We start from the raw sequence: 13,219 nt of genomic DNA on the forward strand, positions 1-13,219 counted from the left end.
CCCATTGGTGTCAACTTAACGTCAAACCTAGTCACAGATTGCTGTTTGACTATTAAATCCAGATCCCCCCTAGCCCCCCTTAAGAAGGGGGGGACAAGATTCCGATCAAAGTCCCCCTTCCCCCCTTGGGGGGGGCTAGGGGGGGGTGGGGATTTAGGGGGATCTAGACTTAGGTAAAAGCGACATTTATCAAGGCTTTCAGTCTTAAGTTGACACCAATGCTACTAACCATTTACCAAAATACTTAGTAGTTGTCGATCGCGCCTAGGAGCGATCGAGTATTTGGGGTATCGGTGGTGGCACAGAGGCCACATTCTGACCCGAAAAATTGCTGCTACAGGCGATCGAATGTATTAGTCCCAGAAACCCTCAAGAGAGTAGAGCTTAAACACTTCTACCTTGTAGCATCTGCTTGATACCTTCGAGAACCAGTGACAGCAGCACCCGGTCAGCTCAGCTAGTGTCACCTCCCCCCACTGTGCATAGTGCCAGTGAAAGCCAACAGGAAGGCTCTTTCCCTCTGAGTTCTGAGCCGGTCACAAACGAAGGAAGCAACAGGCTATCCCTCGCCTGCAATTTCGCATAAAGACTCTCCGCGAGCCATTTCCGTGCTCCCGCGCTGATGTGCTTGCTGTTAATCTTGATTCGATCCATGAGCGCTTGCGGTTCTAATTAACAGAACACCTGACACTAGACGCACTCTCGGACATCATAGCTGTTCCTGGGCTTCTCAAATGCTTCGCTGAGGCATTCCCAGGAAAACTGTATTCCTGTAGCAGGTCTTGCCAACGGCAATTAGGCTGCTCCATCCAACCAATTGCCAACCTAAGCCTTGGGGGAATCTGTTCGAGAGCCCTCAATCTGGGCTGGCGACGACAATATTGTTTTAATAGTTGCCGACCACCGCAGGCCGTACTCGGCGCGTGGGACTGGACTACTTCACATCTATAAGTTGCTGAAATTAGCGGCCCCATAACTTAAAGATAGTCGCGATCGATCAACCGAGCAATATCTGCTGTAAGGTATGCCGTCTAGTTAAATCATACTCCGTCCTTAGCAAGTAAGCAGTAGTGAGTGTTACAGACACCAAATTATGACCAATGTGGTGTATAAAAATTAATGTTAAGAATTAATTTGACTGTGGAGCGGCTGGTCGGGAACAGGGATTAGCCCAGTCCACGACACAAATCCAAATCGCACTGTGGAAAAGCAGTTTTTTTTACTTTCCATAAAAAATCCCAAGTCGGCAATTTCAGATAAATTGCCGACTTGGGAGATGATTTTGCGGTTAAATATCTATTCGCAAAAGCTGAGTTCACTTACAGGCGACTGTTGCTAGTAACACCCTGATTTGGGTCATAAATATGAGGAGTGGTCTCAACTCCAGGAGCGCCGGGAACACCGTAGTCAGTGCGAGCATTATCCACGCTGGGATAATCGTAGATGCCCAAGTTCTGAACACCTCCCTTGTTGAGAATCGTTTCGGCTTTGGCGACTTCTGCTTCACTACCGTTGAGCAGTACCAGATAGTCTCCGCGAGATACCCGATCGCTGTATGCTTTAGCTTCATCTTCAGGAATTCCCAAACCAGCTAGGGCTCCGATCAAACTACCTGCTGTGGCACCCAAAGCAGTACCAGCCAGTGTAGTCGCAATCGCCGTAGCTTCAGCACCCGCCAACATAATCGGCCCAATACCGGGAATGGCCAACAAGCCCAGACCTACCAACAAACCAGTCAAACCGCCCAAAGCGCCACCGGTGAGAGCGCCCTTCGTTGCACCTTCATCAGCCTTATTGTCCGCGCCCTCTTTGACATCAATACCTGCTATTTCGCCCTTAGAGTCGGCATCCTTAGCGATGACCGAAACCCGATCCATATCGAAACCCGCAGCTCTAAGCTCTGTGAGCGCTTGTTCCGTCTCACGTCTGGTAGAAAATACGCCCACAGCGCGCTTGTGGCGGCCCGAAGCTTTACGATGAGTGTCTACCGGCACATCGTAAATACCCCAATCTTGAATACCCCGGACACTGAAAATTCCTTCAGCGGTAGCAATTTCCTCATCGGTACCTTCTACGAATACCAAATATTCTCCACGGGAAATGCGATCGCTATAAATTTTAGCTTTGTCATCTGGAACTCCCAAACCTACCAAACCACCAGCTAAACCTCCCGCAGCGGCCCCAATCGCGCCTCCGACAGCAGTGTCAGCCAGCAAAGTTGCCAAAGCTCCCCCAGCCATCACAGGCCCAACTCCCGGAATCGCCAGCGCACCAATGCTTCCGAGCAAACCAATCAAACCCCCAGTCACAACTCCCGCCGTCGCCCCTGCTTTCGCGCCACCGGCAACTTGGTCATCGGTACTCTTACCCGCAGTCGCACCTGCGATTTTGCCTCCCTCCAGATTTTCGCCCACTACCGAAACTCTATTCATCGGAAACCCTGCACTTTGTAGTTCCATGAGAGCGAGTTCAGTATCTCGGTAATTAGAAAATACTCCTACAGCCCGTTTGTGTTGACCTAAAGCCATTTTTTTTCTCCTTCAAAATATTGTAGTTTTAACTTGTCAACAACTACAGAAATTAAATTCTGTTTGCTGCTATTAATATAAATTAAGTCATTTTTTACCTAACAAATTCATCGCTCGTTGGACATAACTTGCTTCTGTATCTTCCGACCGATATTCACTGGTTTTCCACGGAGTAAATCCATCTCTCCATTAGAGATTTAAAAGTAAAGAATTTGCTCATTTTATGCTGAGTAACCAGGATTGAGATCAACAAAAAAAGTCCCAGGAGAAGGGGACTCATAAATCTAGGGGATATTCAAGTCTGATTTGGTATTACTACTGAAGCTTATTTGGCTGTAGCCGGGGCAACAACTGCCGTAACGTTTACTGTTTTGACACCCTTAATCTGTTTAGCTAAGGGTTCAATTTTAGCTAAATCTTGTTGATTGGGAACTGTTCCTCCGACGGTAACTGCCCCATCTTTGGCATCCACAGTTAGCTGACCTTTCGTAATATTGACTTCCAACTTAGAGCGCACTTCACTTTTGAGGTCGCCGTCGGCTCTAATGGCATCGCCACCTGTCACATTGTTGCGCTGTTCTCGCGCCCTAATATCAGAATTGGCTTGGGCTTTGCGAACATCGCTAGTTGCGTCGCCCTGAGTTTTTTGTACTGTCTCGGCTGCGGGAGGACTAGCCGCAGTTTGTGTGGCGGAATTAGGAGCATCAGCGCTAGTTTTTGCACCTTCACTGCAAGCTACTGCTCCAAATAAAAGAATGCCGCCGATCAAAAATGGTGTTATTTTGTTCATAATATTTGAATACCCAACAGGTAAGTTTTAGGTGATAGGACTGATTGTTTGGCTTTTGTGGGTGGAATTTAAAAAACCTTATCTTTAATAATAAATATCTTTGTAAATAGCTACATCGCTCTACAGGTGTAACTTTGTTCTATGTCGTTAGACATAGTAAAAAAAATCATCGAGCCAGGATGGGGATAATTTTGATAGATTTGAAGTAATGGGTAATTGGTAATGGGTAATGGGTAATTGGTAATAGGTAATTGGTAATTGGTAATTGGTAATGCCCAAGTGCCCCATGGCCCATACTTCGACAACGCTGGAGCCCAAGTGCCCCATGCCCCATTACCCATTACCCATTACCTAGTACCCACCTAACTGAGAAAGGCTATAGATTGTTTGCTCGCCTCAAATACGATCTCTAAAACCCGCCTCTTGGGGACTATCTCAACTATCTCGTGACGCATTGTCCGCCCACGACTACCCGACACTGATTTCGGCTATCATCAATCCGAGCCGAATCTAAATTCCTAGTGCGCGGGTTATAGTAATAATCTCCCTGGGGATAATCGCGAGTTGGTATCGCACAATAAGTCGTATCTCCATCATCAAACCTTACTCTCACCAGAGAACGTCTCTGGTTACAATCCACAGCCCGCAAACCCAAATCATCTCGCAAAATCTGTTCTCCGTCGTACCTATTGTTATTATCTCTCCGATTGGAGCGCCCGTTATTGTTCCTGTTGTCCCGCCAATCCCTAGCCCTTCTGTCACCCTGAATCCCAGAAACTTCCAACGTATAATTTCCGCCCCTTGTAGCATCTTTTGCTAACACTAAAAGTCGATAATCGCCACTACGGGGAATCTGATAATTAAAAGAAGTCTCTTGGGTAAAAGCTACTTGTTTGTTATTCCCATAAAACAGCACCATCACAGGAGTAAAACCGCCACTTCTGTTAGTGTTTAAATAAACTTGGATATCATCGCCTTCGTTAGCAGTGAAAGTGTATTCTTGACCGCGTAATTCTTCGGTTGGTGAGCCGGGGACCCACATATTTCGGAAGCGGTAGATGGTGGATGTGCGACGAATTACTCCGTCGAGGCGATCGCCATTGGTGATTTGTTCAGCCCCAGCACCGGAGGAAATTCCAGTCAGTGCTAATCCTGCAACTAGCACAGCGGCGGTAATATTTTTTAACAATTTGTCTGTTTTCATATTCACCTCTTTGGGTAATTTTTTAATTTTTTTGGCTGTGTTTACACCGACATTTGCACAGATAAACGCGGTAATGGATGGTCGGTAAAAGGCTACATTTTAAATATACTTTCGGTCATCCAGTGTCAACCTCACCCAACAGGACTATTTAGCCATTGCAAACTGCGATCGCTCAGAATTTAGCCGCAAATGAGCACTCCCGATTCAGCATCGAGACTGGCCATAATTCCCATTGGTAAAGCAGCGTTAACTCCGTCGTGTCCAAAGGGTAAATCCGAGACAATGGGAATATTTAAGTCACCCAGGCGATCGCGCAAAACTTCTTCTACACTAAAACTGGGAATCTGCGGGTCAATCTCGCAACGACTAAAACGTCCCAAAGCAATCCCCTGCACCCCTGTAAAAGCCCCCGCCATCCGCCACTGAGTCAACATTCGATCGATCCTGTAAGGAGCCTCTGAAACATCCTCAAATGCTAGAATCACCCCGGTTAAATCCGGTTGATAGGGGGTTCCGAGCAAATGAGTAGCCACCGTCAGATTCGCGGGAAACAGCGTCCCCGTGGCTTTTAGACCCCCCCATCCCTTACCAGACAAAGATGGTAACGGACGACCTTCTACATAGTCAAAAAGACGATCGACAGACCAATCTGGTTCCAGGCCCAAAGTAGTCAGCAGTGGCCCGTGAACGCCCCAAATGCCTAATTTATCGTGATTCCAGAGCAAAGCCGTAATATCTGAAAAGCCAATCAGCCATTTCGGAGAATGGGAATCAGGAAATGGCGATTGGGTATTTTTTGCCAATTTTCCTGTTTCCAAAAGTCTAGTGCTGCCGAAACCTCCGCGCACGCATAGAATACCGCGACAATCTGGGTCCTTGAGGGCATCTGTGAGTTGTTGGAGTCTGTTTTCGTCAGAACCAGCCAAATAGCCCCAGCGACCGTCAAAGCCGGGACTTAATTCAACTCGATAGCCGCGGGATTTCCAAATTTCTACACCACGTTCAAAGTTAGTTAATTCTCGCAAAGTACCACTGGGGGAAATTACTCTGAGCAAATCTCCTGGTTGCAGAAATTCTATGTTACTCATTTGTGATTGGTTATTTTTGATTTTAATATTACTCAGGATTTACAAATCCCGATTTTGCATAGGCGAAGCATGACCGCAGACAATTTATTAGTGATAACCAGAGATTTACTGCGGTCAGGCTTCGCCCCTAGGAATATATTGGCACTCATTGAGATGCACCCGGATTTACAAATCTTGATGACTAAACTTCTGAGACTGATTTCCCACATAACTAGCGGCAATATGTCCATCTCCCACCACTCGATACTTGTACGTCACCAATCCTTCTAAACCAACAGGCCCGCGAGGTGGCATTTGCTGGGTACTAATCCCCACTTCTGCACCAAAACCGTAGCGGAAACCATCGGCAAATCGAGTGGAACAATTGTGATAAACTCCGGCGGCATCTACTCGATCTAAAAAGGTTTCGGCGGCTTCGCTATCTTCGGTGACAATTACATCTGTGTGTCGGGAACCGTAGGTATTGATGTGATTAATTGCTGCTTCCACAGAATCTACTATTTTGATTGACAAAATTAAATCGCTATATTCTGTAGACCAATCTGTTTCTGTAGCTGGGGCAATATCCAAGATTTCACGAGTTTTTTCGTCTCCCCGCAGTTCGACTTTTTTCTCCTGCAAAGCTGCGGCTACTAGAGGCAAAAATTTGGGAGCGATCGCACTGTGAACCAACATAGTTTCAATGGCATTACAGGCTGCGGGATACTGAGTTTTGGCATCGACGGCAATCGAGATTGCTTTGTCAATATCCGCAGCTTGGTCTGCATACAAATGACAAATTCCGTCGGCGTGTCCCAAGACGGGAATTCTGGTGTTTTCCTGCACGAACTGGACAAAAGAGTTGGAGCCTCTGGGAATAATTAAATCTATATATTTATCCATCTTTAGCAATTCGATTGTTTCTTCCCGCGTGGTTAGTAACTGCACAACTTGGGGATTGACTACGGTTTCTGCTAAAGCTTGTTGAATGACTTTTGTCAAGATTTCGCAGGAACGGACTGCCTCTTTGCCACCTTTGAGAATTACGCCATTTCCTGATTTGATTGCCAAGGATACTATCTGAATTAAAGCTTCAGGACGGGCTTCAAAAATAATTCCTAAAACGCCCAAAGGACAGGTAACGCGCTTCAGAATCAATCCTGCATCCAATTCCCGGTGAATTTGCACGACACCGATCGGGTCTGGCAGTTTGGCAACGTCGCGCACACCGGCGATCGCACTTTTCAACTTCACCTCATCCAACTTCAGGCGATCGTACAACGGTTTAGCAATGCCCTCGGCCTGAGCGGCTTGGCAATCTGCCACATTTGCCGCCACAATGGAGGGCGCAGCAACTTCTAAAGCTTTAGCAATAGCTTCAATGGCTTGATTTTTGGCATCCGCGGACAAAACGGCTAACTTTCTAGCAGCTTGGCGGGTGGTTTGGGCAATTTGGGCGATCGACATAACAGTAACTTGTCAAAAAATTATTATACTCAGTTTCTATTTTAACAAAACTAGAACAAATTCTATACTTTTGTTGAGAATCTGTACAACATTCCGAAGTTACAGGCTAAAACAGTGAAGTAGATACAAAGCCTGACGGACATTCCTATTTTAAAATAACCTTTGGAGATTATTATGTCTTCTCAATCCCGTTTACACAAGACAGGAAGAGCTGCCAAAGCTGGTGTTAAGCTGGTACAAAAAACGGGAGGAAATCTCGTTTTAGCTTCCGGTGTCACCATCACCCTGCTATTAGGTATGGTGTTAGCCTTATCCTTAGCGGCAGTTTTGATTATCAATAGTCCCGATCCAGTAACCGGATTGGCGATCGCACTTCCCATTACCCTGATTTTCAACATCGCCGCTTTTTTCCTCTCACCTTGGTTAATGGACTTAACCCAAAACTGGCTTTACAATACTCGCTGGGTTTCCCTAGCAGAAATTGAAGACAAAAGTCCTGAAACAGCGAAAGTTATTCAGAAAGTTTGTCAGCAGCACAAATTGAAGCAACCACGGTTAGGAATTATCGACGACCAAAACCCCACTGCTTTTACCTACGGTTCCTTTCCCAACAGCGCTCGCGTCGTTGTCAGTGAAGGTCTTTTTACCTATTTAGATGACGATGAAGTTGCCACTGTTTACGCCCACGAACTCGGTCACATCGTCCACTGGGATTTTGCAGTCATGACTTTAGCTTCGACTTTAGTGCAGATTACTTATTTAATTTACACTACCGCTCACAGGCTCGGCAATAGGGGTGGTGAAAAAGTGAAAGATGCGGCCAGTTCCGTAGCGGCTGTGGCTTATTTGTTTTACATTGTCGGCACTTATTTGTTACTATACTTGTCGCGCACCAGGGAATATTTTGCTGACCATTTTGCTGCTGAAACTACTGGCAACCCCAATGCTTTGTCCCGCGCTTTAGTCAAAATTGCTTACGGAATTTTGGAAGAAGGACAAAGGGCAACAGAACCCAGCCGCTTATTAGAAGGAACTCGCGCTTTAGGCATTTACGATGCCAAAGCTGCCACATCTACAGGCACTGCTTACCGGATTTCTTCGGAACCAGAAAAGATCGGGCGGGTATTTTTGTGGGATATGTTTAATCCTTGGGCTTGGTGGATGGAGTTGAATTCGACTCACCCGCTGACTGGTAAACGAGTTCGCGCTTTGAGCACTTATGCGGAACAATTAGGCTTAGATACTGAGTTTGATATGGGCAGGATTGTCGGCGAAGGCCACAATTTGAGCAAGCGGAAATTGTACGGCAATTTTGTGTTGGATTTGCTGCTTTACAGTGCAGAAATTGTCGGTTTGTCTGTGGGTTTTGCGATCGGAATTTCCCTGTCGGCTGCCAATCCGATGATGATGATTGCCTGTCCTTTAATTGGTTTGGGTACGGGGATTTTCCTGAAGACTTTGGTGATGTTCCCTACATACAACCAAGCAGAGAGTTTGGATGTTTTAACTTTAATGTCTGACCCCTATGCTAGTCCTTTGCGGGGTCAACCTGCGAAACTTCAGGGCGAATTAATTGGTCGCGGTGATGCTGGTTATGCTTTCGGTTCTGATTTGAAATTGCAAGATAGAACCGGGATGATTTATCTGCGTTATGCTTCTCGTTTTGGCCCGATTGGTAATTTTCTGTTTGGGATGAAACGGGTGAAAAGTTTGATTGGGATGGATGTTAAGGCTTTGGGTTGGTTCCGCCGTGGTGTCGCACCTTGGATGGATTTAATTCAGCTTGAAAGCGATAGCGGTACGACGGTTAATAGTTATCACCGCTTCTGGTCTTTGTTATTGGCTATTGGGGCGATCGCGATCGGTATTGCATCGCTATTTCTGTAATTTGTCTTCTGTTAGCACCCCGACTTTTTCCCTAAGTCGGGGTGCTGGTATTTGGCTTTTTTAGTTTAGTTGCTCATGAATGGTTTCTCAAAGATTATATGAAAAATATAAGCACTCAAGAGGCAGAGTGGCAATCCTAATACTGAAAGTAGGATAAAATTGACTAAAGGTGTTCGGTTCAGATTGCATCTTTGAGAGCGAATTGAAGCAGGGCTATTGCTATCGTATGTACATTGAAATAATTCAATGCTAGACATGAAACTCCGTAATATTATTCAGAGAAAGTGCGATCGCTATTGGAAGGGGGGTCGATTTTTTTGACAACTCTCGCAGGTATTCCCGCCACAATACTATAAGGCTCTACGTCTTTATTCACTAGGGAACCAGCAGCTACTACTGAATGCTCTCCTATGATGCAAGGACCAATCACCGTCACATTACTAGCCAGCCAAGCTCCTTCTTTGATGATGACATCTCTGCCAAAGCCTGGAACAGTGATTTGTCTTTCACGACCAAACTTGTTATAATCATGGGTTCCTGTTAAAACTGAAACATTCAGTCCAAAAAATACATATTCTCCTATTTTGATGTCGCCGGAGATTGTATTAAAAGTAGCATTGTTAATCACCGCAGTTTCTGCTATTTGCAAACGGTCTTCATTCCCGTAAAGCAAGTATTTGAATAGAAAGCGGGTTTCCATGTATCTGTCGATCGCCAAATTTCCTATTTTGGAAAATAACTTATCGTAAATTTTAATTACCAGCAGCTTAATTTTTTTTTTGATCATTGTCAAACTCCTTATTTACTCTTAGATTTCTCCCAAAACAACGAGTTTTTGGCTGGCTCGATGCCAAACCAAAGCAAAATTTCGGGGAAGTCTCACCACATTTACGCTTCTTTAAAATCGAGAGCAGGGATTGAGGATGGGAAATACGAGGTATCTACCTGTTATCTCATCCCCAGAATCTCCAACTAGGCAATTTTACCAAAACATGACAACAAACAGTTAATCTGTTGATTTTTCTAAACTTTGAACTGATTCAATCAAATCTCGGATGGTGTTAGTACCTTCTGAACTCTCAAAGGATAAGGGGAATTTGCCGCGAGCGATCATTCTTAAACCCAAGGGGCCGAGACTTAATAAACCTTGGACATCGCGGAAGTAGTTTCCTACTACTTCGATGCCAAATTTACGCTCGTCTATCCAGCCACCTTCTTTGACTAGATTGATTAAGACTTTGCGGTGGCGAATCGATCGACTGGCTTGGTCATCTTTGCGATCGAGAATCTCTTGTTTAATCTTACCAATTTGATCCATCGGCGCAACTTCCATGGGGCAAACCGAGTTGCAGTAGTAACAACGGGTACATCCCCAAACGCCTTCGGTGCCTTGGTTATATTTTTCCAGGCGATTTTCTGTATCGCTATCGCGGGAGTCGGCGATGGTGCGATAAGCTTTGGCTAGGGCGTGGGGCCCGACAAATTCTGGGTTGACTTCGCGGGCGTTGCACTCAGAATAGCACGCGCCGCAGAGGATGCAATTGCCTGTTTGGTCGAGTTTCGATCGCTCTTCTGGTGTTTGCAGAAATTCGCGTTCTGGCACTGCTCGCCCGGAAGTGCTGACATAGGGGTCAACGGCTTCCAGGTTGTCCCAAAAACTGGTCATATCTACGACCAAATCTTTGATTACGGGCATATTTCCCATGGGGGCGATCGTAATTTCTGGGATGAAATCGGTTGGTTTTTCTGCCGAACTGAAATTAGCTATTTTATCAAGTCTTGCGAGTTCGCTGCCAACATTTTCTTTGCAAGCTAATGCCGATCGACCATTAATCCGCATGGAACAACTACCACAAATTGTGTTACGGCAATTTTTGCGGTAGGCTAAGGTGCCATCCTGTTCCCACTTAATGCTATTGAGGCAGTCGAGGATAGTATTGCTTTCTTCTACCTCTAGGGTGTAAGTATGAACGCGGGGAGGCTCGTTTTGATTTTGGCGAACTACATTAAAACGGACTTGCATAGTTTCGGCTAGGAAGTTTTCGTATATTTTAAGCTGAAATTTTTGGTTATTTAAAAAGCTATTAATTATTTAATGTAAGTATTTATCCAAAACCGCCGTAAATTCCGCACAGCCTTGGTCAATTTATGGGGGTTTTTTAGGCGATCGCACTGATTTTAACAGAGAGAGCGATCGGCTAATATGGGAACTTGGTTGAGCTTGCAATGTTGGTGCGTCCGCGGCCCTAGACACTTAGAAAAACCTAGCATCCTGACCACAAGCCCCTGGATTCATCTGTAGGTTCAATCTCAAATCTCAAATCTCAAATCTAAAATTCGATGACTTACAGCTTGAGAATTGTCGATTTACCGACAAGTGAACGGCCGCGGGAGCGCTTGATGGCTAGTGGCCCAAAAAGTTTGGCGACTGCGGAACTGATTGCGATTCTGCTCGGTACTGGGCAGGGAAAGGGCAAGCTTTCGGCTGTGGGGTTGGGACAATATATTTTAAATCAGTTGAGCCAGCACCAACGAGACCCTCTGGCTGTGCTGCGGGATATTAGCGTGCAGGAGTTGACCCAGATTCACGGGATTGGTCCTGCTAAGGCGACGGGGATTTTGGCTGCGGTAGAATTGGGTAAGCGGGTGTTTCAGTCGCGGCCACCGGATTTGGCAATTGTTGACTCTCCCCAATCGGCTGCGGCTGCTCTGAGTCAGGATTTGATGTGGCAGTCTCAGGAACGTTTTGCTGTGGTGTTGCTGGATGTAAAAAATCGGCTGCTGGGAACTCAGGTAATTACCATCGGCACTGCGACGGAGACTTTGGCTCACCCTAGGGATATTTTTCGGGAGGTAATCCGTCAAGGGGCCACCAGGGCGATTATTTCCCACAATCATCCGTCGGGAAATCTGGAACCAAGCCCGGAGGATATTGCTTTGACACGACAGTTGCTGGCTGGCGCCCAGTTTTTGTGTATTCCCTTGTTAGATCATTTGATTTTGGGAAATGGCGATTTTCGGAGCTTACGACAGACTACAACTCTTTGGGACGAGTATCCCCAGGGAGATTGACATTTTCTACTTAACTAACTACATAACTATCATTAGTTATTTGTATCTTTGGGTGATTCAATGGCTGAATCACCGATTACAGAAGGCAAATTTTGTGGCTTGAGCGCTCTGTGGCAGAGTGTTTGATCTGAATGTCGCTGCTGATACTCCGTGGAGAACACAACTGGGTTAATCTAGTAATGCTGGGCTGAAGAGATCGCTAATTTGATTTTTTTCTAGCATACTGAACGTATACTGTACCAGCACCTAGGGACCCAATCATTAAGAAATTATGAAATTGGGTATAAAATAAACGGCGTGGTGATAGGAGAAAAACTGTGTTTCTGAGACTTGCAGAACAACACCGTAAATTCGTCCAAGATTTGGTAATGAACCTCCAAGCTTTAGCGATCGTGCTAGAGCATCGGGGTTATCTGGCATCCTGCTACACTTGCGGGGGTCAGATGAACAGTGCCTCATTTATGGTCAGTTTGACGGATAATCATCTGATTCGATTTTTAGTGTCAGATTATGGTATTACTTGGACTGAGATGCGGGACGATCGGGAACTGATGAAACTAGAAGGTGCAGAAGCGATTAGTCAGTTACAAGAACTGGCAAATCTCGTCAAGTACCATATCCAACCTTCGGAAGCTACTTTGGCTACGGCCCAACGAGTCTAGCGATGGCTTTTATCCGAAGGAGCCGACAGCGAAAGTCTATGCTTCCCTGCTGCCAACCACTCCCCAGGGAGTATGTTGAGAAGGCCAGAAGTTGCGGAGCGATCGGTTTATGATAAATTAGGTGGCTCTAAAACATTTAAATGCCCTAACTGCGGTCACGAACATGACCGAGATTGGGGCGGCGCTCGGAACATTATGATCCGAGCTTTGAGGGACGGCTCCTTTGCTTTAGCTATCAATAGCGAAAGTATTGCGATCGCGTATGCCCTGTTTGTCCAGGGATGTACAGCGTAACACCGTCAGCAACTCTACTGACAAGATTCCTTTGAGTGACTTCTAACTAAGTGGTTTGAGACGTGTGACCTAAAGGCAGTTTACACGACTTCAACGGACATAGTAGACATAACGGACAAAATCAGATAAAATCAAAAGTATTCTTCCACGAGAATGCCATGCCGTATGTCACACCAAGAGAAGCAGCTAACGCTTTGGGAGTTAACCCCAGAACCCTTGCCCGATGGTCAGAAGATGGCCTCATCAAG

The 13,219-nt window shown here is 45.8% G+C and carries 11 protein-coding genes; 4 read left to right on the forward strand and 7 right to left on the reverse strand.

Features of this window, described 5'->3' with window-relative positions:
• Positions 1-1,319: 1,319 nt before the first annotated feature.
• From ACBR23_RS27205 to ACBR23_RS27225, 5 genes are all read right to left on the reverse strand, one after another.
• Positions 1,320-2,528: a general stress protein gene (locus ACBR23_RS27205; RefSeq protein ID WP_341736607.1), complete on the reverse strand. Its 1,209-nt coding sequence runs from the start codon at positions 2,526-2,528 to the stop codon at positions 1,320-1,322.
• A 325-nt stretch (positions 2,529-2,853) separates the two neighbouring features.
• The gene (locus ACBR23_RS27210) at positions 2,854-3,318 is read right to left on the reverse strand and encodes a BON domain-containing protein (RefSeq protein ID WP_371116984.1); all 465 of its coding nucleotides are present in this window, start codon (positions 3,316-3,318) and stop codon (positions 2,854-2,856) included.
• 439 nt (positions 3,319-3,757) lie between these two features.
• Positions 3,758-4,522, reverse strand: a complete 765-nt coding sequence (locus ACBR23_RS27215) for a hypothetical protein (RefSeq protein WP_371116983.1) — start codon at positions 4,520-4,522, stop codon at positions 3,758-3,760.
• A gap of 179 nt (positions 4,523-4,701) precedes the next feature.
• Positions 4,702-5,610 (reverse strand): LD-carboxypeptidase, encoded by a 909-nt coding sequence (locus ACBR23_RS27220; protein ID WP_371120104.1) that lies wholly within the window; start codon positions 5,608-5,610, stop codon positions 4,702-4,704.
• Positions 5,611-5,775: 165 nt separating this feature from the next.
• Positions 5,776-7,056: a glutamate-5-semialdehyde dehydrogenase gene (locus tag ACBR23_RS27225; protein ID WP_371120103.1), complete on the reverse strand. Its 1,281-nt coding sequence runs from the start codon at positions 7,054-7,056 to the stop codon at positions 5,776-5,778.
• A 174-nt stretch (positions 7,057-7,230) separates the two neighbouring features.
• On the opposite strand from ACBR23_RS27225, the gene ACBR23_RS27230 reads away from it, so the two are divergent.
• A complete protein-coding gene (locus ACBR23_RS27230; protein ID WP_371116980.1) occupies positions 7,231-8,943 on the forward strand; it encodes a zinc metalloprotease HtpX in 1,713 nt (570 codons plus the stop codon).
• Between the two features lie 271 nt (positions 8,944-9,214).
• Here ACBR23_RS27230 and ACBR23_RS27235 read toward each other — a convergent pair whose 3' ends face one another.
• Together ACBR23_RS27235 and ACBR23_RS27240 are read right to left on the reverse strand one after the other, a co-directional pair.
• Positions 9,215-9,730 (reverse strand): acyltransferase, encoded by a 516-nt coding sequence (locus ACBR23_RS27235; RefSeq protein WP_341736614.1) that lies wholly within the window; start codon positions 9,728-9,730, stop codon positions 9,215-9,217.
• Between the two features lie 219 nt (positions 9,731-9,949).
• Positions 9,950-10,966: a succinate dehydrogenase/fumarate reductase iron-sulfur subunit gene (locus ACBR23_RS27240; protein WP_371118190.1), complete on the reverse strand. Its 1,017-nt coding sequence runs from the start codon at positions 10,964-10,966 to the stop codon at positions 9,950-9,952.
• A 317-nt stretch (positions 10,967-11,283) separates the two neighbouring features.
• Here ACBR23_RS27240 and radC point away from each other — a divergent pair, with 317 nt between their 5' ends.
• From radC to ACBR23_RS27255, 3 genes are all read left to right on the forward strand, one after another.
• Positions 11,284-12,015 carry a DNA repair protein RadC gene (gene radC / locus ACBR23_RS27245; protein ID WP_341736616.1) on the forward strand — a complete coding sequence of 244 codons (732 nt, stop codon included), beginning with the start codon at positions 11,284-11,286 and terminating at the stop codon, positions 12,013-12,015.
• Positions 12,016-12,332: 317 nt separating this feature from the next.
• On the forward strand, positions 12,333-12,677 hold the full coding sequence (locus ACBR23_RS27250) for a DUF1815 family protein (protein ID WP_341731728.1): 345 nt from the start codon (positions 12,333-12,335) through the stop codon (positions 12,675-12,677).
• Positions 12,678-12,749: 72 nt separating this feature from the next.
• Positions 12,750-12,971, forward strand: coding sequence for a zinc ribbon domain-containing protein (locus ACBR23_RS27255; protein ID WP_371118191.1), 222 nt, complete (start codon positions 12,750-12,752; stop codon positions 12,969-12,971).
• Positions 12,972-13,219: the final 248 nt, after the last annotated feature.

Source organism: Microcoleus sp. (assembly GCF_041354475.1).
Taxonomy (GTDB): Bacteria; Cyanobacteriota; Cyanobacteriia; order Cyanobacteriales; family Microcoleaceae; genus Microcoleus.

Bases quoted from the DNA above. Each gene is read 5' to 3' on its own strand.
- ACBR23_RS27255 (WP_371118191.1), top strand. From the start codon at position 12,750: ATGTTGAGAAGGCCAGAAGTTGCGGAGCGATCGGTTTATGATAAATTA.
- ACBR23_RS27230 (WP_371116980.1), top strand. From the start codon at position 7,231: ATGTCTTCTCAATCCCGTTTACACAAGACAGGAAGAGCTGCCAAAGCT.
- ACBR23_RS27225 (WP_371120103.1), bottom strand. From the start codon at position 7,056: ATGTCGATCGCCCAAATTGCCCAAACCACCCGCCAAGCTGCTAGAAAG.
- ACBR23_RS27235 (WP_341736614.1), bottom strand. From the start codon at position 9,730: ATGATCAAAAAAAAAATTAAGCTGCTGGTAATTAAAATTTACGATAAG.
- radC (WP_341736616.1), top strand. From the start codon at position 11,284: ATGACTTACAGCTTGAGAATTGTCGATTTACCGACAAGTGAACGGCCG.
- ACBR23_RS27240 (WP_371118190.1), bottom strand. From the start codon at position 10,966: ATGCAAGTCCGTTTTAATGTAGTTCGCCAAAATCAAAACGAGCCTCCC.
- ACBR23_RS27215 (WP_371116983.1), bottom strand. From the start codon at position 4,522: ATGAAAACAGACAAATTGTTAAAAAATATTACCGCCGCTGTGCTAGTT.
- ACBR23_RS27210 (WP_371116984.1), bottom strand. From the start codon at position 3,318: ATGAACAAAATAACACCATTTTTGATCGGCGGCATTCTTTTATTTGGA.
- ACBR23_RS27205 (WP_341736607.1), bottom strand. From the start codon at position 2,528: ATGGCTTTAGGTCAACACAAACGGGCTGTAGGAGTATTTTCTAATTAC.
- ACBR23_RS27220 (WP_371120104.1), bottom strand. From the start codon at position 5,610: ATGAGTAACATAGAATTTCTGCAACCAGGAGATTTGCTCAGAGTAATT.